The sequence below is a fragment of the Paenibacillus sp. V4I3 genome (assembly GCF_030817215.1).
Classification (GTDB): Bacteria; Bacillota; Bacilli; order Paenibacillales; family NBRC-103111; genus Paenibacillus_E.
Genome location: NZ_JAUSZA010000001.1, coordinates 1,615,080 through 1,637,413, shown reverse-complemented (window position 1 = coordinate 1,637,413; position 22,334 = coordinate 1,615,080). Strand labels below are relative to the sequence as shown.

General features: G+C 45.5%; 19 protein-coding genes. 5 read left to right on the top strand and 14 right to left on the bottom strand.

The window, feature by feature from the left end; genetic code table 11:
* Position 1: 1 nt before the first annotated feature.
* From QFZ77_RS07785 to QFZ77_RS07740, 10 genes are all read right to left on the bottom strand, one after another.
* A complete protein-coding gene (locus QFZ77_RS07785; RefSeq protein WP_307438219.1) occupies positions 2 to 1,789 on the bottom strand; it encodes a cache domain-containing sensor histidine kinase in 1,788 nt (595 codons plus the stop codon).
* A gap of 103 nt (positions 1,790 to 1,892) precedes the next feature.
* Complete coding sequence (locus QFZ77_RS07780; RefSeq protein ID WP_307438218.1) at positions 1,893 to 3,236, bottom strand: ABC transporter substrate-binding protein; 1,344 nt, start codon at positions 3,234 to 3,236, stop codon at positions 1,893 to 1,895.
* Positions 3,237 to 3,359: 123 nt separating this feature from the next.
* A complete protein-coding gene (locus tag QFZ77_RS07775) occupies positions 3,360 to 4,187 on the bottom strand; it encodes a carbohydrate ABC transporter permease (RefSeq protein WP_307438216.1) in 828 nt (275 codons plus the stop codon).
* 20 nt (positions 4,188 to 4,207) lie between these two features.
* Complete coding sequence (locus QFZ77_RS07770) at positions 4,208 to 5,152, bottom strand: carbohydrate ABC transporter permease (RefSeq protein ID WP_307438214.1); 945 nt, start codon at positions 5,150 to 5,152, stop codon at positions 4,208 to 4,210.
* Between the two features lie 398 nt (positions 5,153 to 5,550).
* Positions 5,551 to 6,996: a DEAD/DEAH box helicase gene (locus QFZ77_RS07765; protein WP_307438212.1), complete on the bottom strand. Its 1,446-nt coding sequence runs from the start codon at positions 6,994 to 6,996 to the stop codon at positions 5,551 to 5,553.
* 178 nt (positions 6,997 to 7,174) lie between these two features.
* The gene (locus QFZ77_RS07760; protein WP_307438210.1) at positions 7,175 to 8,236 is read right to left on the bottom strand and encodes an ABC transporter substrate-binding protein; all 1,062 of its coding nucleotides are present in this window, start codon (positions 8,234 to 8,236) and stop codon (positions 7,175 to 7,177) included.
* Positions 8,237 to 8,307: 71 nt separating this feature from the next.
* Positions 8,308 to 9,273 (bottom strand): galactofuranose ABC transporter, permease protein YjfF, encoded by a 966-nt coding sequence (yjfF, locus tag QFZ77_RS07755; protein ID WP_307438208.1) that lies wholly within the window; start codon positions 9,271 to 9,273, stop codon positions 8,308 to 8,310.
* Complete coding sequence (locus tag QFZ77_RS07750; protein ID WP_307438206.1) at positions 9,266 to 10,294, bottom strand: ABC transporter permease; 1,029 nt, start codon at positions 10,292 to 10,294, stop codon at positions 9,266 to 9,268. Before QFZ77_RS07750 ends, yjfF begins: the two co-directional genes overlap by 8 nt.
* Positions 10,295 to 10,299: 5 nt before the next feature.
* Positions 10,300 to 11,808, bottom strand: a complete 1,509-nt coding sequence (locus QFZ77_RS07745) for a sugar ABC transporter ATP-binding protein (protein ID WP_307438204.1) — start codon at positions 11,806 to 11,808, stop codon at positions 10,300 to 10,302.
* A gap of 83 nt (positions 11,809 to 11,891) precedes the next feature.
* Positions 11,892 to 12,926: an ABC transporter substrate-binding protein gene (locus QFZ77_RS07740; protein WP_307438202.1), complete on the bottom strand. Its 1,035-nt coding sequence runs from the start codon at positions 12,924 to 12,926 to the stop codon at positions 11,892 to 11,894.
* Positions 12,927 to 13,493: 567 nt separating this feature from the next.
* Here QFZ77_RS07740 and QFZ77_RS07735 point away from each other — a divergent pair.
* From QFZ77_RS07735 to QFZ77_RS07725, 3 genes are read left to right on the top strand one after another with little or no spacing between them, the layout of a single operon-like run.
* Complete coding sequence (locus QFZ77_RS07735) at positions 13,494 to 14,996, top strand: sensor histidine kinase (protein ID WP_307438198.1); 1,503 nt, start codon at positions 13,494 to 13,496, stop codon at positions 14,994 to 14,996.
* A gap of 6 nt (positions 14,997 to 15,002) precedes the next feature.
* Positions 15,003 to 16,646: a response regulator gene (locus tag QFZ77_RS07730; protein ID WP_307438196.1), complete on the top strand. Its 1,644-nt coding sequence runs from the start codon at positions 15,003 to 15,005 to the stop codon at positions 16,644 to 16,646.
* Positions 16,621 to 17,589, top strand: coding sequence for a sugar ABC transporter substrate-binding protein (locus tag QFZ77_RS07725; protein WP_307438195.1), 969 nt, complete (start codon positions 16,621 to 16,623; stop codon positions 17,587 to 17,589). The genes QFZ77_RS07730 and QFZ77_RS07725 overlap by 26 nt, the downstream gene beginning before the upstream one ends.
* Before the next feature lie 52 nt (positions 17,590 to 17,641).
* Here QFZ77_RS07725 and QFZ77_RS07720 read toward each other — a convergent pair whose 3' ends face one another.
* Complete coding sequence (locus QFZ77_RS07720; RefSeq protein WP_307438193.1) at positions 17,642 to 17,908, bottom strand: DUF3024 domain-containing protein; 267 nt, start codon at positions 17,906 to 17,908, stop codon at positions 17,642 to 17,644.
* 193 nt (positions 17,909 to 18,101) lie between these two features.
* Here QFZ77_RS07720 and QFZ77_RS07715 point away from each other — a divergent pair, with 193 nt between their 5' ends.
* Positions 18,102 to 18,845 carry a GDSL-type esterase/lipase family protein gene (locus QFZ77_RS07715; protein ID WP_307438191.1) on the top strand — a complete coding sequence of 248 codons (744 nt, stop codon included), beginning with the start codon at positions 18,102 to 18,104 and terminating at the stop codon, positions 18,843 to 18,845.
* 80 nt (positions 18,846 to 18,925) lie between these two features.
* Here the strand turns inward: QFZ77_RS07715 and QFZ77_RS07710 are convergent, their stop codons facing one another.
* The 3 genes from QFZ77_RS07710 to QFZ77_RS07700 all read right to left on the bottom strand — a co-directional run bounded on the left by QFZ77_RS07710 (position 18,926) and on the right by QFZ77_RS07700 (position 21,448).
* On the bottom strand, positions 18,926 to 19,405 hold the full coding sequence (locus tag QFZ77_RS07710) for an 8-oxo-dGTP diphosphatase (protein ID WP_373462727.1): 480 nt from the start codon (positions 19,403 to 19,405) through the stop codon (positions 18,926 to 18,928).
* 90 nt (positions 19,406 to 19,495) lie between these two features.
* A complete protein-coding gene (locus tag QFZ77_RS07705; RefSeq protein ID WP_307438189.1) occupies positions 19,496 to 20,068 on the bottom strand; it encodes a 2'-5' RNA ligase family protein in 573 nt (190 codons plus the stop codon).
* Between the two features lie 153 nt (positions 20,069 to 20,221).
* On the bottom strand, positions 20,222 to 21,448 hold the full coding sequence (locus QFZ77_RS07700; RefSeq protein ID WP_307438188.1) for a serine hydrolase domain-containing protein: 1,227 nt from the start codon (positions 21,446 to 21,448) through the stop codon (positions 20,222 to 20,224).
* Between the two features lie 199 nt (positions 21,449 to 21,647).
* Here QFZ77_RS07700 and QFZ77_RS07695 point away from each other — a divergent pair, with 199 nt between their 5' ends.
* On the top strand, positions 21,648 to 22,235 hold the full coding sequence (locus QFZ77_RS07695; protein ID WP_307438186.1) for a P-loop nucleotide/nucleoside kinase family protein: 588 nt from the start codon (positions 21,648 to 21,650) through the stop codon (positions 22,233 to 22,235).
* The last annotated feature ends 99 nt before the right edge of the window (positions 22,236 to 22,334 follow it).

The following is a 22,334-nucleotide window of genomic DNA, read 5'->3' as shown; positions in this document are numbered from 1 at the left end:
GTTAACCCTCCTTTCCTGCCTGTTGAGGAAAGCGCAGCACAATCTGCGTTCCCTGATCTGGCCCGCTTTCGATTTCATAATCGAAACGATGACCATATATTAAACGAAGTCGTTCAAATACATTGTGAAGACCTATGCCTGACAAGGATGGGCTGCTTGTTTCTTCAGATTGTTGGGTAGGAACGACATCTAAATGATTGCGAAGTGCAGCTAGACGTTCAGGAGGCATCCCTACCCCCGAATCTCTAACTTCCACCTGCAGCCTACCATCCTCACAAATCCTCGAGGCTATGGTAATATCCCCTGCCTTACTTTTAAGCCCATGTATATAAGCGTTCTCAATAAGCGGTTGTAATAAAAACCTAGGTATTTCAAAAAGAAGGGTGTCTGAAGCCGCTGAAATCCGCAGATGTACCCGATCACCGTGCCGAGAATTTAATAGTCGAATATAATGTTCGTTAATCTCAATCTCCTCATGCAGCGAAATGTATTCATTGTTGCGGTTGATCGTCATCCGTAACAGTGATGACAATGAACTGATCAGCTCCGCATTCTCAGAATCACCCTTCATCATGATTTTCAGTCGGATCGAATTGAGTACATTAAATAGAAAATGCGGATTTATTTGCGCCTGCAGCATGGCTAACTCTGCCTTACGCTTTAATTCTTGTTCACGGCGGTTCTCTTCTAACATCCGTTCAATACGGTCAATCATTCGGTCGAAAACATATCCAAGCCGCCCTACTTCGTCCCCCCCGCTGATGTTGGATCGCTCACTCAGTTGACCCGATTCAATTCGGACTACGGTTTGGACAAGCCGCGCAATCGGTTTCGTAAGCGTGCGTACCATATAAAGGAGCACAACAGCGAATAGAATTAAAAAGAATAACTGAATCAGAAAATCAGTCTTTCGGAACGACTCAATTTTGTGGGCAGCGCTTTTATAAGGACTCATATTAACAAGCTTCCATTCAGATGTTAAATGGGTGCTATGCAAGATATAATCTTCTCCATCTACCTTCACAAACGAGGATCCATCCTGCGCAGGGAGCTGATTATAGTAAGGAAATGATTTACCGATTGTGCTGGAGTCTTTATCGACCAGAATACGCCCCTGACCGTCAACAATGACCATCGATTCATTGTTTTTATATTGATCAAATAACTGTTGGATTGTGCTTAATTCCATTCCAACAACCACATAACCGTACGTTAATCCATTGATACGAAGCGGTTTTGCTGCCGCCAATAAATAAGGTTGATTGGTTGCTTGACTATAATTGGTTTCAGCTCCTATCCATTTGACATTATAACCGGATATCTTCTCCACATCGTTAAACCAACTTTTTTGCAGGAATTCGTTCGGGTTAAAAGCAAAGGTTGAATACGAAGCAACATACTCTCCATTGGGCAAAAGCACTGTGACGTACAAATTACCAAAAGAGTTGATGACCGTTGATATTCTCTTGATTATCGTTTGCTTATAAGCCAAGACATCGCCTTTATCCGTTAGGTCATTTGCCCGGCCTAATTCCCGAATGGAAGGCTGCAGATCCTCATCAAATTGAATGAAATTCATCACATAAAGCATATTTTTCATTTGTCCGTTAACAATCTGATTGACGATCCGCATCGATTCCTGCGAGTTATCTGCCACTTGCGACCTTACTGCATCCCGTGTTAGCAAACTGGAGACGTTCATGGAAGCGATTGAAGGAAGAACGAGACAAATCAGAATCGTCAGCACCAATTTATTGCGTAGTGATAAGGTACGAAGCCAGCTCGGCACTGCACTCTCCTGCCTTTCGGTTGAATCGATGAAATGGGAAAAAGAGGAGCCCTAGGCCTCCTCTTTCAATTATATCAGGAATGGTGCACTTGTTGGTTAATAACTACTTGGCATTGCTCTTACGGATATCTTCAATTTTCGTTTTTGCCATCTGAATCGTTTTCTCCAGATCCTGCTTGCCTGTTAAGAAAAGCTCAACTTGTGTTAAGAATTCTTTCTCTTGTTGCAGCGCATATGTCGGAGGAATTAAAAGCTTCGTTGCTTTATTCACTTTCAACGTAGCCAGCAATGAATCCTTATCGATCAGAGCGGCTTGTTCAGGTTTACCGCTTTTCAGAATCGCGTCTACATTCTTGGCAATATCGGCTTTCTTCCAACTTGAGAAGAACAGACCCTGTGTTTGGATTCCTTCCGTCGTATACCATTTCACAAAGTCATATGCCGCTTGCTTATTCTTGGAATTAGCTGCAACACCAACGAAGTCTGCGCCACCAATCGTTAGTCCGTTTTCATCTTTCGCGTCGTACTTCGGATATGGAGCAAAAACGGTTTTAAACTTCGCATTTTGTGATAGTTCTCCTACCATCCAGTTACCCGTTGCTAACATTGCTGTTTTTCCGCTATAAAATACATCGCGGTAAGCCATTTTCTGCGAGACAACTTCAAAGAAAGGAACGGATGTTTTATCTATGTTTTCCATTTTGTTACGTAAGTCTAGGGAGAAACGAACCTTCGGATTATCGATGTTCTGTGTACCATCCGGTTTCACAAGGTAAGCGTTATCCATGTCGTTGTTTAGTGCTAATTCCGCGTATTCTTTCCACGTATGGAAGTAGGAGCCGTATGACTTTGCTGCCCCTTCACCCTTCGTCAATTTCTTAGCATACTCTGCATAATCATTCCAAGTCCACTCGGTTGGTACTGGCAGCTTCGCTTCATCCAACTTATCCTTGTTCAATAGAACGAACCATTCAGCCATTTTACCTGGCAGTGCATAATATTTGCCGTTTACGATCGGGTCAAGCTTATATTCATCTTTGACAACAATGTTATCTTTCTTCAAATATTCATCAAGCGGTTCCAAGATACCTGCTCCTACGCGTTGAGCGAATTCAGGTGCACTGGAATACAAAACAACGTCCATTTGCTCACCGGAAGCTGCTAATAGGTCTAACTTTTTCATGCCTTCTTGGGAATCACCCTTTTCAGACATGTTTTCATATACGACTTTTACGTTCGGGTGTGTTTTATTATAAGCTTCAACTGTCGCGTTCCAATTCCCTTGAACTTCGGTGTACCATCCTTGTACTTTAATTGTAACCGGAGCTTTCGCCGTTGCTGCTGCATCCTTACCATTATCCGCTGCTGGTGTATCTCCTTTGCCACAGCCTGCAAGTGCAGTACTGATCGCTAGGACACCGCTTAGTACTAATAAACTCTTTTTCATAGGAACCCCTCCAAGTTGTATTCGTTATTTTGAAAACCTTTACATGATCGATCGTAACAAACTTGTATGGAGCACACGAGGCACTATTTTAACCTCATGCACTCATTTTTTGACCTTTTACCCTTAACCTTTAACGCCACCCATCGAGATTCCCTCGATAACTTGTTTTTGACCAATGATAAAAATGATAAGTAAAGGTACGATTGCCGATACAGAAGCGGCCATGATGAGTGAGTAGAACTCTCCATTTAAATCAGCAAAGGATCGGATGCCGAGAGGCAGTGTGAATAAATCTTTCGTTCTTAAGAAAATGAGCGGGTTCTGGTAATCGTTCCAAGTCCAGATAAAACGCAGAATCGCATAAGTGGCGATCGCCGGACGTACAAGCGGTGTACAGATAGAGAAGAAAATTCGGACATGACCTGCACCATCCATTCGCGCTGACTCGATAAACTCCTCATGAATGCCCATATAGAACTGACGAAGCATGAAAGTACCGAGAACACTGAAGGAGCCTAGCAAAATCAAGCCAAAGTGACTGTCGAACAAGCCCATCCAGCGGAACAATAGAAACTGTGGAACGAGAATCGCTTGACTGGGAATCATATAGATCGCCAGGACGAGAATAAAGAGTACATGACGGCCGCGAAACTTGATCTTCGAGAAGGCATAGGCTGCCATGGCGGAAAGCAGGACGGAAAGCGCCGTAGTTAAGACGGAAACCTTGATAGAATTCCAGTAATAAAGGGAGAACTTCGTCGACCACACCGTCTTATAATTTTCAATCAAATTCCAATGCTTCGGGATCCACTGAATGGGATATATAAACACATCTGCTTCCGGCTTCATAGATGCGGATATCATCCATAAGAAGGGAGACATGAACAATATGCCTATAATAAACATGAGTATAGTTAGCAGTGTTTTTTTAACATTTTTAAACTTGTCCATCGGTTACTCCTCCTTCTTCTCTAGTAATTGACCCATCTACGTTGCCCAAACCACTGAACGAGTGTAATCAGGAGGACAAACACCAGCAGCACAATAGCCATTGCGGAGGCATAACCGGATTGTAGATTAACGAAAGCTGTTTCATACAAACGATATACGACTACACTGGTTGAATTCGCAGGACCGCCGCCTGTTAGAACGGAAATAACGTCGAACGCTTTGAATGTCCCTATAATGCCTGTTACGAGTAAGAAGAATGTGGTTGGTGATAAGAGCGGCACGGTTATGCTGAAAAATTGCTTCAACTTCGATGCACCGTCAATGTCCGCTGCCTCATAAAGATCGTTCGGAATCGACTGCAGACCGGCCATAAATATAATCATGTTATATCCGATACTCACCCAGATCATAAGTCCCATTACACAATATAAAGCAAAATCCGGATCAGCTAGCCATTTGGGCGGGTTCGCCATCCCCCAGTCGATTAATATTTGATTAATCGGTCCATAGGTTGGGTGGAACAATACCTGAAACACAATAGCTACAGCAACAACACTTGAGATGTAAGGAATGAAATAAACAACTTTAAAGAGGTCTTTAAAATGAATTTTCTTATCGATGATAACCGCCAGAACCAGCGAAGAGATCAAGGTTAACGGCACTACAATCATAAGAATCAGGTTATTTTTGAGTGATAGAAGAAATACGCTGTCATGCACAAGCTTAACAAAGTTATCTAAGCCGAGAAATTTCACTTTAGAAAATCTGGCAACAAAGTTCCAATCCGTAAAACTGAGGAAAAAGGACGCTACGATTGGAAATAATGTAAAGATAAATAATCCAAGTACCATGGGACTGACGAATGCGTATCCGACCAGATCCTCGCGCACCTGCTGCATGGACCGCTTCCGCTTCACTTGTACGGATGGAATGGTGTCTGCTTGTGAATGTATTTTGGTAGCCATGAAATTCACCCCATGTCGTGTTTTCTCTAGTCTACCTTGGTGGAGTAGGATCGGTAAGTCAATTAATTGACCCCTTTGGGTAAAATTTTAACCTGTAGCTCAAAGTTGTATTTTGTACAACAATAAGCTGGCTAATCCACGTTTTCCCTGCGATTGTTGCAGAAAATACAACATTTCCCTCAAAAACAGCTCTTTTGAAGGAAATGAGGCTAAATTGTTGTACAACATACAACATCTCCTGCTAGGATGAGAAGAAACCTCTGAAATTGTTGTACTCTGTACAACTTTCGCTCCTATAAGCCGAAAAAAGACTATCAGGCTGGCCTCCTAATCCGCCCCCTTCTCCCTCAAACAGCAAAAAATCCGATGAGCCACAGAGGCTAACCGGATCCTTGTTCTTACTTATTCGCTTCATGCACCTTGAGCAGCTTGCCTTTAATCGTCGTATTCTTCATGATTTTGAGCACCAACGGGCCTTTACCATTCAAAATATCCACATACGAAACATTGTCCTGAATCGTAATGATACCGATATCGTCAGCCGTGATACCTTCAATTTTGGCCAAGGTTCCCACAAAGTCTACAGCCCGAATCTTTTTCTTTTTCCCGCCGTTAAAATAGAGCTTCATGATTCCCTTGTTCAGTTGGTCACTTTTATCCCTCTTAATGACCGGCGTGGCCTGCATTTTCTGATCAAAAGCAGGTTGTCCAGTAGCAACCTCCTCCGCCGTGGGAGCGTCTTTTCTCGGTATTTCGAACCCCAGATAGCCCTCAATATCAGCTAGAAACTTGTCCTCATTTGGCGTAACAAATGTAATCGCCTTGCCCGTCTTCCCCGCACGTCCCGTTCTTCCGATTCGGTGGACATAGCTTTCTTTTTCAAGCGGAAGATCGTAGTTAATGACATGTGTGATATCCTCCACGTCAATCCCTCGCGCCGCGACATCCGTAGCAATTAAGAAACGGAATTCCCCTCTTTTGAAAGCATTCATGACTAGGAACCGATCGTCCTGTATCATGCCCCCGTGGATTTTATCGCACGGATAGTCCAACTGCTCCAACTGTCTATATAAGTAGTCGACATGCTCTTGTGTCCGGCAGAAAATGATGCAATTATCGGGATTCTCCACCACGAAGACATCCTTAAGCACGTTAAACTTATCATTTTCTCGAACCGTTATAATGGAATGCTCAATCTGAACCTTAGATGCCTCCGGCGTTTGAATCTCAATATCAATGGGGTTACGCATGTATCGATGGCATAATTGTTCCACGTCATTTGGAAGTGTTGCCGAAAATAACATCGTCATGCGATCCGTCGGAAGCTCATCAATAATCGCCCCCACCTGCTCAATGAAGCCCATCCGCAGCATCTCATCCGCTTCATCGATGACTAGATATTTCAGCCGCTCCAGGTCCAGCGTCCCTTTCTGAATATGATCCAGCACGCGGCCAGGCGTCCCAACAACAACATGGCACTTCTGGTGCAGCTCAATCTTCTGCTTGGCAAAAGGCTGCTTCCCATACAGAGCCACCGCTTTAATCCGCTTGAATCTCCCGATATTCGTGATATCCTGCTTTACTTGGTCGGCCAGTTCTCTCGTCGGTGTCAAAATCAGCGCCTGCGGTCTGTTCTCTTCCCACTCCACCAATTCACAAATCGGTATACCGAACGCCGCCGTCTTCCCGCTTCCTGTTCTTGACTTAACCGTGAGATCCTTCTCCTGCAGCGCGATAGGAATCACTTCATTCTGCACATCTGTTGGCTGCTCGTATCCTAAGCTTTGAAGCGCCCGTACGATATCTTCACTCAAATTATAATCCGTAAAACTTCTTATACCCACGAATAAACTCCCCTTCTTCTTGCTGTTCTTCCTATATTACTACATCTTGCCTCGGGAACAAAAAAAAGCCCCTCAAAGGTGATTGAGGGGTAAGTTGTAACCATTTTTATTGGTTTATTTAAATGCTCAGTGGCAGAAGACGATTCCAGGGCTACAGCGGACACCTCACCTGGTTATATCAATACATACGGTTATTCAGTTCATTATGAGCCGTAACCTCTGTGAAAATTCGCTCCGGTGTGACGATCCGCTTTGGTAACGTTCGACCGTCGAGCATCTCCTTCACGGCTTGCATCAGGTAGGGTCCCAGCAAGGGATTACATTCTACTACGCTGTTGATGTTACCAGCTACCATCCGTTCGAAGGCCTTCCGGGTGCCGTCTACCGAGACGATCACAATGTCCTTGCCAGGCTTTAATCCATACGCTTCTATCGCTTCAATTGCTCCAAGCGCCATGTCATCATTATGCGCAAAGAGCACACGAATTTCCTTGCTTCTCCGTTCCAGCAATTCTCGCATGACCTTATTGCCCTGCTCTACCGTAAAGTTTGCGTACTCACTCTCCACCACCTGAAGATTAGGGTTTTGCTTAATGACATCATGGAAGCCTTTCCCTCTTGAGAGCGAGGGGGTAGAACCTTCTGTACCCTTCAGTTCTACGATACCGATGGGCCCTTCCGCACGCAGCAGCTTATCCATGACATACTTTCCCGCCATACGTCCTTCCTCGTAAAAGTCTGAACCGATATAGCTGACGTATAACGATGGGTCCGACACCTCAACTAAACGGTCTGTGATAATCACCGGTATTCCAACTTGCTTCACTTCTCGTAAAATGGGCTCCCAGCCCTTCTCTACGACCGGGGCAATGGCAATGACGTCAACCTTTTGCTTCACAAAGGCCCGTATCGCTTCGAATTGCTTCTCTTGGGATTGCTCCGCATTTTCGAGAATGAGCTGAATACCCGTTTCCTTCGCCGCTTCTTGGATAGAGCGCGTATTCGCTCTGCGCCAATCGCTTTCCGAACCGAGCTGTGAGAAGCCCACTACAATGCTTCTTGCGGGCACGATCTCATTCCCTGCAGCCTGAAGTGTCGGCTCGTTGGATGAAATCATCGCTGAACGTTCAGTATTTTCCTGCCCTGTCTCGCAGCCCGAAAGCATTATAAATAAGACCATCGCCCCTGCAGTGACAAGTTTCGCCAGCTTCCCCACGAATTCACCGACCTTTTCAAGCATGCTTGCCAGAACCGTTGAAAGCTCTATTAATACCTATTGTATCAAAAAACGTGCCATGTGTTGCTCTAATTTTACCCTCTCCGTTGTACCCAACGACGTTCACTCAGCAAGCGTTGCAGCAGGATAAACAAGAAGAGCAGCAGGCCAATGACGATCTTGGTCCACCAGGAGCTCAGTGTTCCTTCGTAGCTAATAATCGTTTGAATGAGACCTTGGATCATGACGCCGAAGAAGGTGCCTGCGATGTAACCAACGCCGCCGGTCAGCAGTGTTCCGCCGATCACCACCGCAGCGATCGCATCCAGCTCCAAACCCATCGCATGCAGCCCGTAGCCTGACAGCATATAGAAGGTAAACACGACGCCCGAAAGGGCGGAGCAAAAGCCGCTGAAGGTGTACACCAGCATTTTGACACGGCCCACCGGCAGTCCCATCAGCAGGGAAGATTGCTCGCTGCCGCCCAAAGCGTACGTATTGCGTCCCAAGCGAGTGTAGTGTGCAATGAAGAAGCCGGCGAACAATACCAATAGCGCAATGATGACACTAATGGATACGTGATTTCCACCTGGTAAACTGACCTTGGTTTGAGCCATTGTGGTGTAGAAGCCGTTATCGATCGTAATGGTATTGATGCTGATCAGATAGCATAGTCCACGAGCCAGGAACATGCCGGCTAATGTAACAATGAACGGCTGAATTTTAAAATAATGAATGATGGCTCCCATTGCCCATCCGAACAAGCTCCCCATAAGCAGCACCAGTGGGATCACTAGCGCCGGCGGCCAGCCTGCCTGTACAAGACTTGCGGACACCATCGTTGTTAATGCGATTATCGAACCGACGGATAAGTCAATGCCTCCGGACACAATGACTAAGGTCATCCCCACAGCCACGATTAGCAGAAAGGCATTATCGATCAAAAGATTCAGTATGACCTGCAGGGAGAAGAATCCGGTATATCGAAAGGACCCCGCAGCGAACATGAGCGCGAATAAGGAGATGGTCACCAGAATCGGAATATATTGTCTCTTAAACATGCTGCTTTACCTCCCGCTCCGCCGAATAATGGCGGGTTTTCCAGCGCTGCATCAGCGTTTTGCGGAATTGCTCCGATTGGATCAGGCACACAGCTAATACAACGAATGCCTTCACCACCAATGTAATTTCAGGCGGTACGCCGATCATATAAATGGTGGTCGTTAAAGTTTGAATAATGAGTGCCCCAATGAGCGTCCCCATTAAGTAAAACCGTCCGCCATTCAGAGAAGTACCTCCGATCACGACGGCAAGGATGGCATCCAGCTCGTACCACAGTCCCGCGTTATTTCCATCTGCACTCGACACGTTAGAGCTGAGAATTAAGCCGGCAATGCCCGCACATAATCCGCAGAACATATATACCGCGAGCAAAACGGTCTTGGACCTGATGCCAGCCAGATGACTGGCTGTCGGTTTGCAGCCAACCGACTCGATGAATAGGCCAAGCGCCGTCTTTCTCGTCAATACAGCAGCTATGATCACCACGATAGCAACGATAAAGATTGAAAACGGCAGCGTAGCTAGCGAGCCTGCACCAATATATTTGTACGAAGCGCTGGACACCGTGATGATCTGTCCACCAGTGATCAACTGAGCCAGCCCGCGCCCCGCCACCATGAGAATCAAAGTTGCAATAATCGGCTGAATGCCCACACCAGCGACCAAGAAGCCATTCCAAGTCCCCAGTACAATCGATAACGCCAAGGAAACACCAACCGCTATGAATACGAGGGAAAGAGAGTCCTGTGCGCTGCCTTTACTAATAAGAAGGCAGGAGATCGCTCCAGCAATGGCGACAACTGACCCTACAGATAAGTCAATGCCCTTGGTCGCAATGACCAAAGTCATCCCAATCGCCACCAAGATTAAGGGTGACCCGAAGTTTAAAATATCGATAAGGCTGCCGTATAAGTGCCCTTCTCTCAACTTAATTGAGAAGAAGTCCGGCGAATAAAGCAGGTTAAACAATAACAGCACGCCTAACACGGTAAGCGGCCAAAACAAATGATGCCTTACCATCTCACTTACCCCCCTGCTATAGCCTGCATAACATTTTTTTGACTCATCTCATCGCCAGACATTTCTTTGACCTTGCGGCGATCCCGAAGCACAGCGATTCGATCGCTTACCCGCAGTACTTCTTCGAGCTCAGAAGATATAAACAGCACGGACATGCCTTTCTCCGATAAGGAGAGCACCAGCTTCTGAATTTCCGCCTTGGCCCCGATATCTATGCCTCTAGTCGGTTCATCTAGAATAAGCAGCTTCGGCTGAGTCAGCAGCCAGCGGGCCAGAAGCACCTTTTGCTGGTTTCCGCCGCTTAAATTTTTGATCAGATGCTCCGGGTTCGGCGGGTTGATATTGAGTATTTTCATATACGCATCCGCAATTTCATCCTGACGCTTCCGAGAGATCGCTTTAAACCAGCCTTGGGACGCCTGAAGCGCCAAAATGATATTTTCCCTAACGGTCAGATCGTCAATTATGCCTTCGGTCTTTCGATTCTCGGAGCAAAAAGCAATGCCTTGATCGATCGCCTGCCGCGGCGTCTGGATGGACACACGGTTACCCTCGAATTGGAGGACTCCCTCATCCGCACGGTCTGCCGCGAACAAGAGCCGGGCCAGCTCTGTTCTTCCGGAGCCGAGCAATCCCGCTAGTCCAACGACTTCCCCCTTGCGAATCTGCAGATCTACCGGCTCTATCGCCCCTTTTCTGCCAAATTTAGAAGCATCGAGCAGCACTTCCCCTGTGTCCCCATCCACGCCGGATAGCTTCGGCAACTCCTCCAGCATATGAAGCTCCTTACCAATCATTTTTGATACCAAATCTATTCGAGTAAGGTCCTTGGCCATATATTCCCCGATAAACTCTCCATTACGGAGAATGGTTATTCGATCTGAAATTTCATATACCTGCTCTAAGAAATGGGTAACAAACAAGATAGAAAGCCCCTCGCTTTTTAGCTTCCTCATCACTGAGAATAGCTGCTGTACCTCACCTCGATCCAAGCTGGATGTTGGTTCATCCAGGATAAGCACTTTCGCCGAAATACTTAACGCTCTTGCAATCGCGATCAACTGCTGAACGGCAACCGAGTAAGACTGCAGCGGCTGCGTGACATCAATTTGCAGATTTAGTCTGTCCTTTAGCAGGGCTATCGCATTGCGGTTCATTTCCTTCCATAAAATGCGGCCAAAGCGCAACGGCTCGCGTCCAATAAAGATATTTTCGGCGACCGAAAGATTCGGACAAAGATTCACTTCCTGGTATACCGTACTGATTCCCGCGTTCTGGGCATCCTGCGGACTCATGATTTGGATCTGCTTAGCCTCCATCTCCACTAAACCTTGATCAATCGAATAGACGCCTGTAAGCACCTTAATCAATGTGGACTTACCGGCACCATTCTCCCCCATCAGCGCATGAACCTCGCCGGGAAACATCCGGAAGTTTACGTCCGACAACGCTTTAACTCCAGGAAATTGTTTATGAATTCCTGTCATTTGTAATACGGGTCCGTGCTCCTTCATCTGACAAACCCTCTCCCTTCAAGAATAAAAGCCGCTCCACACAGATAACTCGATCGGAACGGCTTTGATCCTTTTTTTGTTAATTAATATTGTCGGTTAGCCAGCTCACGTTTCGCATCCTCAGAGGTGAATACGCCTTCCTTGGTTACAATTCGCTTGGGAATTTGCTTGCTGCCGAGCACATCGCGTACAGCCTGCATCAGCTGTGGTCCGAGCAGCGGGTTACATTCCACGATAAAGTTAATTTTGCCTTCGCTTGCTGCAACAAAGCCGTCCTTCACGCCGTCGATGGAGATAATGATAATGTCCTTGCCTGGCTTTAAGCCTGCTGCTTCAATGGCCTGAATCGCTCCAAGGGCCATATCATCATTATGCGCATACAAAACGTCGATTTTTTTGTTTGCCTTCAGGAATGCCTGCATAACTTCCTTCCCTTTCGCACGGGTGAAATCACCGGTCTGGGAAGCAATAACCTTAAGATTCGGATTAGACTTGATCACCTCTTCAAAGCCGGACTTCCGGTCATTCGCAGGTGCAGAGCCTGTCGTCCCTTGAAGCTCAACGATATTCACAGTTTCCTTCTTATCCTTGGATTGATCCACCAACCACTTGCCTGCACGGCGGCCTTCTTCTACGAAGTCAGAGCCTATAAAGGAGACATATAAGGAGGTGTCCTTCGAATCAACCGCACGGTCTGTAAGAATGACGGGAATGCCGGCATCCTTCGCTTCCTTAAGCACGGTATCCCAACCGGATTCAACCACAGGGGAGAACGAGATCACATCAACCTTTTGCTGAATATACGTGCGGATGGCCTTGATTTGATTCTCCTGCTTTTGCTGTGCATCGGAGAACTTAAGATCAAAGCCGGCTTCCTTCGCCGAATCCTGAACCGACTTGGTGTTCGCTGATCTCCAGCCGCTCTCCGCACCAACCTGGGCAAAGCCGAGCGTAATCTTTTTGTCTGCCGGAGCCGGAGCCGGGGTGGTCTTGGCCGTGTTCTCTGTCGCTGCTGGCTTAGCCCCTGTTGTTGTCGTTCCGGTTGTACTTCCGCACGCTGCTGTCAACATCATCATCACCGCAGCGGTTACGAGCCCCATTTTCTTAGTAACTTTCATATTCATTCCTCCCTTTGACTCACCATTATCGTTGGTGTGCCCTGATTATAAGACGCTTACAGATCGAGGGTATACGGAGTTTCATATCTCGTCTTTATAAATTTTTATGTGTTTTTCAGGCTGTTTGAGAGCCAAGCCCTAATTCCTTTGTTTTCTTTGTTAAGAAGTGTAGTTTCTTGTCTAATGATTGCGTTTTCATATTTTATACCTCATAATTTGAATACAAGAAACGCTGCACTATATTAGTAGAAAGGTCACGAATGCCTATGGCGTTGCTCCGATGGCTATCCTCCAGTTTGCGCGCGAAACTGTTGACCATGTTTGTTATTTTGACTTGTATTCCTTTAATCTCCGTAGGGCTTATCTCTCATCAGAAGTCATTCAACACCGTGTTTAAGAATAGTAAAGCGTCAACTATGCTGGTTGCAGATCAGCTAGCCCTAGATCTCGACATCCTATTTAGGGATACAGGAAAGCTGTTGGAGCTCGATAAAAACCCTAGAGTGCTCCATTTTCTTTTCTCCCCAAAGTGATTCCTATGAGGATGCTAAGGACATTCTGCGGACGATGAGTTCCTATCGCCAAACGTATCAATACGATAGTGTGCTGAACATAACGATGATCAACCTGTATGGACGTGGAATTAGCGAACGAAAGGGCGTATTTCAGCTGGATCGAAATCCGCTGCGCAATGAGAATCTCGCCTATTTGGTGAACCACCCGAATGCGGTTCTTAACATCCCCTCTTCAAAATCCTCCTCCATGGATCGATTGGATGGGTTTCAGTACAAGGATAAGAATGTCATCTCCATCATGACTACAGTAAAGCAGCGCATTACCCATGAGGTCATCGGTTTTATCATCATTGATTTGGACGACAGCATCGTCAAACGGTTTTGCGACAACGTCACCATCGGCAAAACCGGGTTCTTCTATGTCGTGGACGAAACGGGTACACCCATTTTTATGCCTTCGGCACTGACTAACCAGGCAATGCTGCCAGTTTCAGATGAACTATCCTCCATACTTAAAGGACCGGAAACCCATTTTATCGATAAATCGGAGGGGAAGCCCAAGTTCGTCTTTGCTTCCCATTCCAAAGCCACTGGGTGGGGTATCGTGGGGATCGTACCCTTACAGGAAATCGTTGAGGAAGCCAATGCCATACGCCAATTAATTATCATTAGTGTGGTACTAAGTATTATTTTTGCGATTTCCCTTCATTTTTTCGTTTCTACCCGGCTTACTAGACCGGTACATGTGCTGAAAAACAAAATGCAGCTGGCCGCCTCCGGCTTTCTTGAAGCCAAGGTCGTCCCTTCCGGCAACGATGAAATCGCAGACCTTGGGAACAGCTTTAATATTATGTTAGGTAAAATTCGGAGGCTGCTGGAGCAGAGCATTCAAGAACAGCAGGAAATAAAGAAGGCTGAGCTCCGCGCCCTGCAGGCCCAAATCAATCCACATTTTCTATACAACACGTTGGAGTCAATTATATGGATGGCTGAGTCCGGCAAGAAGGATCAAGTGATTACATTGGTTCAGTCCTTGTCCAGCCTGTTCCGCATAAGCTTAAGCAAGGGAAAAGACTGGATCACCATCAAAAAAGAGCTGGAGCACGTACAAAGCTATATGGTCATTCAGCAAATGCGGTACAGAGACATTCTAGAATATGACATTTGCATAGCTTCCGAGCTGTATAGCTACCCGATTCTGAAGATGACGCTGCAGCCGATTATCGAAAATGCGATTTACCACGGTATCAAAAACAAGCGCGGTAAAGGGATGGTTCAAGTACGGGGGGTTATGGATGAGGACCGGGATATCCTCATTGTCGTTGAGGATAACGGCATCGGGATGTCGGAGACTCGGCTGGAGGAGCTTAGGTTTGCTTTATCTCAGCCTGATCCCCCAGAGGAAACGGGCAAGGAAGTATCCGGCGGCTTTGGGCTTCATAACGTGCATCAGCGGCTTCGTTTATACTACGGAGAAGCGTATGGTGTGCAGGTGAACAGCAGGGAACGGGAAGGCACTACGGTCATGATTCGAATACCAATGCAGCTGGGGTGAGGACCAATGAAGAAAATAATGCTGGTCGACGATGAGATTTTGATCAGAGAAACGATTCGGGACTGTATTGATTGGGAGAAGGAAGGCTTTGTCTACTGTGGGGATGCCTCCGATGGAGAAGTCGCACTGCCGATTATCGAGGAGCTGTGTCCGGATATATTAATTACGGATATTATGATGCCGTTTATGAATGGGCTAGAACTGAGCGATATTGTGCGGAAACAGTACCCGGACATGAAGATTATTATCTTGAGCGGTCATGGAGAGTTTGAATATGCAAGAACGGCCCTTCACATGGGTGTAGAGGAATATTGCCTCAAGCCAGTCAGCGCATCGGATATTATCCAGCTGCTCAAGAAAGTCAGCGCGAAGATCGATAAGGAGCGTGAGGAGAAGACGCGAATCGATAAGCTGCAGCAGCGTGAAGCCGAAACCAAGCATGTCTCCCGGGATAAGCTGCTGAATGATCTAAGCAGCGGCTTCCTCTCTACCACGGAAGCCATCCATCTCAGCGCTTCCTTATCCCTGCCCCTTGTTGCGCGTTACTACGTCGTTGCGATCTCTGATAACCGTGACCTCGAGAAGCAGCCCTCAGATGAGGTGTTACTTAGGGATTACCGAATTCTTCAGGAAAGATCCGATATACTCATGTGCAAGCGAAGCCGTACGGAGACGGTTTGGATTATGAAAGGGGACTCGCTTGAACAGCTGCAGCAGGAGCTGCAGCCATTGAAGGAGCTTCAGCGTTTGACCGCTGAAGCTTCTACTGGAACAGTGGGGACGATTACGATTGGCATCGGCAGTGTTCAAGAACGGCTGCAGGGCGTACATCTGTCCTTTCTGGAGGCGGAGGAGGATATGCACTGGAGGCGGCTCGCACGTCAAAATCGACACGACCTGTGGAAAACCACCGCTGGCCGACTGGACCCTTCCGTTTTCCTCGACCGGGGGTGCTTCGTCGATTTCCTGAAAATCGGCACTCCCGCACAGCTTAAGAGCTTTGTAAACGAATATGCCTCCGGGCTGTTGGACCTCGACTGGCATGCCTCCCCCATTGGCTATTATATTTTGAACGACTTGACGCTGGAGGTTTTCCGAGCTGCCAAAGACATGTATCGGCATGTGGAGGCACCCGAGGAGATGGTTCATCCGCTGCAGCAGCAGATTGAAACGATTCGTTCTTGGGCGGAGGCCTGCGCCTTTCTCGTTAAGCTTACGGAGCAGTTCTGGGCATGGCGCTCCCGAACGAGCGATAAATACGGCGAAATGCTGAGAAAGGTGAAGGCATATATCCAAGACCATTATGGCAAAGACTATATTTCCCTCCAGGATGCAGCCGAGCATGTTACGATTAGCCCAAGCCATCTCAGCAAGGTGTTCAGCCAGGAGACCGGGCAAACTTTTATCGAATATTTGACACAAACCCGCATCCGCAAGGCGATGGAGCTGCTGCAAAGCACCTCTGCGAAATCTTATGAGATCGCTTATCAGGTTGGCTATAATGATGCCCACTATTTTTCCAATCTATTTAAACGGGTTACCGGAATGACGACAAAGGAATTTAGAAAATCAAGGAGTTTGGGAGAAGCCTTGTCTGGCCCGATAGGTGAGGAGGCTGAGGCTATTGATACGTGGTGTGACCAAGGTTAAACGGCTTACGTTGCTAGCGCTTATATTGCTTTCCGGATGCCTGGGCATCTCACCAACAAGCACGCCTGCCCCTGAACGGACGCCCGTACCAACTGCGAAGGAGCAGACGCCCGTTCGCACCTTTGGAATCATTTATCCGATGGCGCATCCCTTCTATGAGATGATTACAGAACTAGCCGAACGCGATGCAAAGCCGCAGGGCATTCAGTTGATCGTGAAGGCTCCGGATGAAATTAACCTAGAACAGCAAATCCGGATGATGGAGACGATGATAAAACAAAAGGTAAGCGGAATCGCAATCGATCCTATTGACCCCGAGGCGCTGACTCCTACCATTAATAAAGCAGTTCAAGCCGGCATTCCAGTCATTTGCTTTGAATCCGATGCCCCGGATAGTGATCGGCTGACCTTTATCGGTGCTGATCCATTTCAGGAAGGTATTCGGATGGGGGAAATGCTAAGTTTGCACCTGAAGAGCAAAGGAATGATCCTCATCGAGTCCGGTATAGCCAAGATGAACTTATACAGTCGTCGATTGGAAGGTTTGCTCCATTATGTTAAACATCAAACAGAGATCCAAGTATTAGAGACTCGCTACAACGAAGGGCACAGCGAGCAGGCGCTAAAGGATCTGGAAGGGATGATCGACGAGCATCCTCACTTTGATGCTTTGGTCAATCTGGATATCATCTCAAGCTCCGCTTCGATCTTATTTTGGAAAGCTACAGGCTTAAACCGAAGTGTTCTTGCTATTGGCTTGACGCCTGAAGTCAAGGAGGCTCTAATCAACGGGCAGATGGTCTCCGTTATATCAGAGAATGAACATCAGTGGGGCAACCTCCTCATCGATCATCTGCTGATGGCCGCAGAGGGTAAGACGCTTCCGCCATGGATTGATACGGGTATGACGGAGCTTCCAGCGAAGGATACGAACAAAAATTAGATGAAAGTCTATTCTTTCGTAGAATAGGCTTTTTATTATCGTTCGCAGGTCTTCAAACAGCTTTCGCAGTATTATCCCCAAAACACTCCTGTATTGTCCTTATCAACTTCCATTCATTTGATTCAAATCTGAATTGCGCAATATCAAATTGCGTCCATTCAGTACCAATAAAGCGTTCCCTTTCCTCGATGAGTGTCACATTGTTCCCTCTAAATTTATACACCATCCGAATCTGATTGTTTAAATGCTTGGGTATCTTCTTTCCAATATATTCCTGTAAAATATTTTCTAATCGTTTCTTTGTGAATTCGTCAAACATAATTGCACCTCATATCATTTAAAATTATCTTCAAAATATAAGTCATATTGCTTTATAAACTCAAGTGCTTCTTGAATGACTTAATCTTACAAAAATCAAATATTTTATTTTAACCTATTTCATTCCTGTTCTTTTATACAAGAATTTCTTATACACATAATTTGAAACGATTATTCGGAAAGTAGGGGATTTTTTGTCCGCTAGACAAAGAGTACCACTCATCAGGCCAGGCAACTTTTCATTCAATGCAGCCGCTGACCGTTTGCGTGCCGCTTATGACGGCTTTAACGAGCAAATCCTGTTTCATCATATCGCAGTTAATTTTGTTTTCATCGGTGAATCCATCACACAATTTTGGGATTTACAAGTCTATTTCGGTTCATCCAGAAATTTCATTGTCAACCGCGGGATTTCGGGAGACATCACACCGATTATGCTTCGACGTTTTCCTGCCGATGTTATTCAATTAAGGCCCCAATATGTCCATATTCTAGGGGGAACGAATAATACATGGAGACTTGATGCTGTAGACATGCGCGAACGAAGAACACCCGAACAAATCAATCATGAGATTCTAAGCGATATCACGTCGATGGTTCGATTGTCCAAAAGCAGCGGCATAATACCAATTGTCGGTTCGAACCTGCCTACTGGCAGAGATATTCCTTGCTTCCCCTTCGAACCGTTGATTCGTTGTCCCAACAACAGCACGGGTGTTCGTAATGAACTACTTGCATTCTCAAACCGAGCTCTAAAACATATGGCAGATTATGAAGGAGTTATCTATGTTGACTATCATGCCAATCTCGTGGGTCCGGACGGCAAAACGTTGCGATCGGAATTGTCTGACGACTCCCTTCATCCAAATGTGCTCGGCTATAACATAATGACAGATGTTTTGCGCAAAACTTTATCGGAAAAAGGAATTATCATTTAAAAGATTTTTAATCGGTTCTTTCGGATAACCTTGTTGTATTCCCGAACCCTTACTAGTTTAAGGCGCGTTTGCGCCGCATGTTAGTTGATGGATCCAACTTCTTTGAATTCACCTACAGCATAGCTCTTAATAGTCTCTTCTAATGTTTCATTGCTTTTCTCATCCCATACAAAACTCAATTCAAACGTTCCCTGTTCAAAGAACAAAGGAAATCTTCGCTTAAACCAATCTTGCATAGGTAACTTTAATGCTTCTTCGATTTCTACCCACAATAGCTCCCCTTCTGGAGGATTCTTGAGTATATCTCCCTCAAATGAAGTGGCCAAATAATTAAATACCATGTACCTTAGCCCTTTATTAGGCTCGCAAAACTCATCCAGACCTTTATAAATAATGTCTTTAATAATTAAGCCGGTCTCTTCTCTTACTTCCCGAATTGCCCCATTAACTATACTCTCTGGAAAATCAACCTTACCTCCCGGTGCTATGTATCCTGGAAACCCTAGTTTGTCTGGTCTATTCATTAATAAAACTCTAGTTCCATCTTGTATCATACACATTGTATATATTTTGTGCGTTACATTCACTGACAAAATGATCAACTCCAATATTGTTGTCTCTGATCTTTCAATGCCCTCATTGATTTACTCTCAAAATAATTTACTTTTTTTTCCTAGAAGTTTACCGAATTGTAGTCTTTCCAAATTCACCTTTTCATTATCAGTTCCTAATGAATATATAGAGAATGTATTCAGATAAAACGCTTCTGTAATAGAGACTTTATATAGTTGTTCTGCCTCTTCTTCTGTCACAGGTGACCTACCTCTTAATGTACAATGGGGCTTATATGGAAAAGGATTCTCCTTAAACCTAATACCAGAATCAGCTAATCGTTTTTGAAACTTCTTGAAAGGTCCCTCATCTTTAAGTGTTAACACAAATATATCTGTATACGGAAATCGTATAACATTACCAAATGTGGCTCTTATAGGTGGAATACTGGCCGTTATTTCCCCTACAATATTAAATACTTTTTCCGGATCTTCATTATGGTCTATAACACCAATTCCACTTGAACCAGTAATTGTTATTTCTACAGGTAATGACAGTCTAAATTGATCCTTATTATGTTTTCGAATATTCATTACTTTCTGTGCTATGTCTTCAGGGATATCAAGAACAATGTATGAATCTACAGCGAATGGATTTTTGTTACTCTCCACTTAAATAATCCTCCTGGATCATTTGCTTCCCTAATTATTAATTCAATTAATTCCAATATATCCCTGCACTTTTACGAACTTCCACTCACATAATTTGCAAAAAAAAGGAGCTGCCACGGCAGCTCCTTCATTATTTCTATAAACTTTTTAAGTCTACTCTAATCCCATCTTAAAAGCCTCAATAGCCTGATCCAGTCCAGCAAAAGCTTCCGAATTCTCTTGAATCGGCTTATCCGATCTAATAGATTGAACCACATGGTTTAGTAGTTGTTCCGGCATGTCCACATCCGCCGAATGCGCTGTAGCTGCAACGACTAATTGCAGATCAGGGACGACAAATATGCGTCTTCCGCCTGAACCAGATGCATAGAACACTTCATGTTGCTTTTTGCTTCCTCTGACTAGCCCCTGAGCCAAAGGCTTGGACCACCAATAATAGCCGTACCCACCTTGTGTACCATTACTGTAATTGAGGAATATACGCTTAGTCACCGACTCCCGGATCCATGACTTCGGAATAATGGTCTTGTCTTCCCACTGGCCTTCCTTCAGATACAGATAGCCAATCTTGGCCATGTTTCTTAACGTTAAAGCCATAGCCCAAGCCCCAATCGTGCAGCCCCCAGGATCATGATTCCAGTTTACATCTGTTATACCAAGCGGCTCGAACAAGCGGGATTTGGCATAGTCAAACATGGACTCGCCTGTGACCTTTTGCAGTACAGCAGACAGAAGATGCGCATCACCATTGCTGTAATTAAACATTGCACCAGGCTGGTTCTTAGCCGGACGTTCCAGAACGTTTTGCACCCAGTCCGATGAGTACATCATTTCAGTTGAGGATTGTTCATTTTCATTGTTCCACGCTAGCCCTGAGGTCATAGTAAGCAAATGCTTTAACATGATCTTAGACTTCAGTGGATCACTTTCTAGCTCAGGAAAAAAAGCAGCAAGCCTCTGATCCAGACTTATCAGCTTACGCTCAGACAAGGCAATACCGATCAATGCTGACGTCACGCTTTTGGTCACGGACTTCACATCTTGCGGCAAATCAGCTTGGGTACTCTCATTATAAGCTTCAGCAACCAAATGCCCGTTACGAATTACCGCTACACTATGTACCTGCTGGTCGCGAAAAACTTCGAGCATCTTGGCTAGTCCAGCCGAGTTCATCCCTTGCGCCTCTGGCGTAGATGTTTTCCAACCTTGTGTAGGCCAATCATTTGCCGTTTTTGCCGAAATACTATCAGAATTGATAGTCATTTGTGGAATCGATTTGTTCAAAATATGAACTTGTTTATTTTGGGTTCCAGACGCTGACAAAGAAAGGGCTGCTGTTTTATTTCCACTTCCGACAAGTGGTTTATTATTGTTTTTCATCTCTATCTTTCCTTCCAGTATGGTTTTTAGCCCCCTGTGCTAAGTATTTTACTTGATAAGTGTGAACTAATTATGGCTTAAACCTTAATAGAACCTTAATATTAGCTGAACGTTTGCTGAATTTCATGTGATTTGCACCCCATATGTTACAATATTCGTACAAATCCCCTTAAAAGGAAACCTTATTCGGAGGTTAGTCATGCGAAAACTCATATTTTTCATAGGTCCTGCCGGTGCAGGGAAAACGACACTCGCCAAAGCATGGGCACGCAAGCACGGCGGAGCTTTTTTGGACATGGATACGCTGCTCCGACCCGCGGCAGAAGCGATCATGACCCTTGCCGGACAAGACCCGAACGACCGGGATTCCCCCACATATAAGACATACTGTCGCGATTTGGGATACCGCATAACGATGGACGCAGCACTTGAGAATCTTGAACTAGGCTTGGATGCCATTGTAGTCGGACCTTTCACCAAAGAACTAGCAGATCCGCTTTGGCTGGAAAAGGAACTTTCAAACGTCGGCACTACGATCAACGATGTGTGCGTTAGGGCTGTTTTTGTCTATTTACCAAGCGAGAAAGCCTACCAAGAACGTATACAGACTAGAGGCTCCGCTTTAGATGTTTGGAAGCTGGACAACTGGAAGCATTTTAGCCAGTCGCTCGTTCGCAGAGAAATCAAATGGCTAATTGATCCCTCTTCGATTCTCTATTTCGATAATTCAGGACCGCTTTCATCTGTAAAGCTAGATGTACTTGAGAAATTCATTTATAGAGGCTAATGATCCAAAGAACAACATTGACAATATCTATTTTGTAAAGTGATTTATGAATTGACTTTGCTTTACAAAATACTCCTATAATTATAGAATACAAAATAG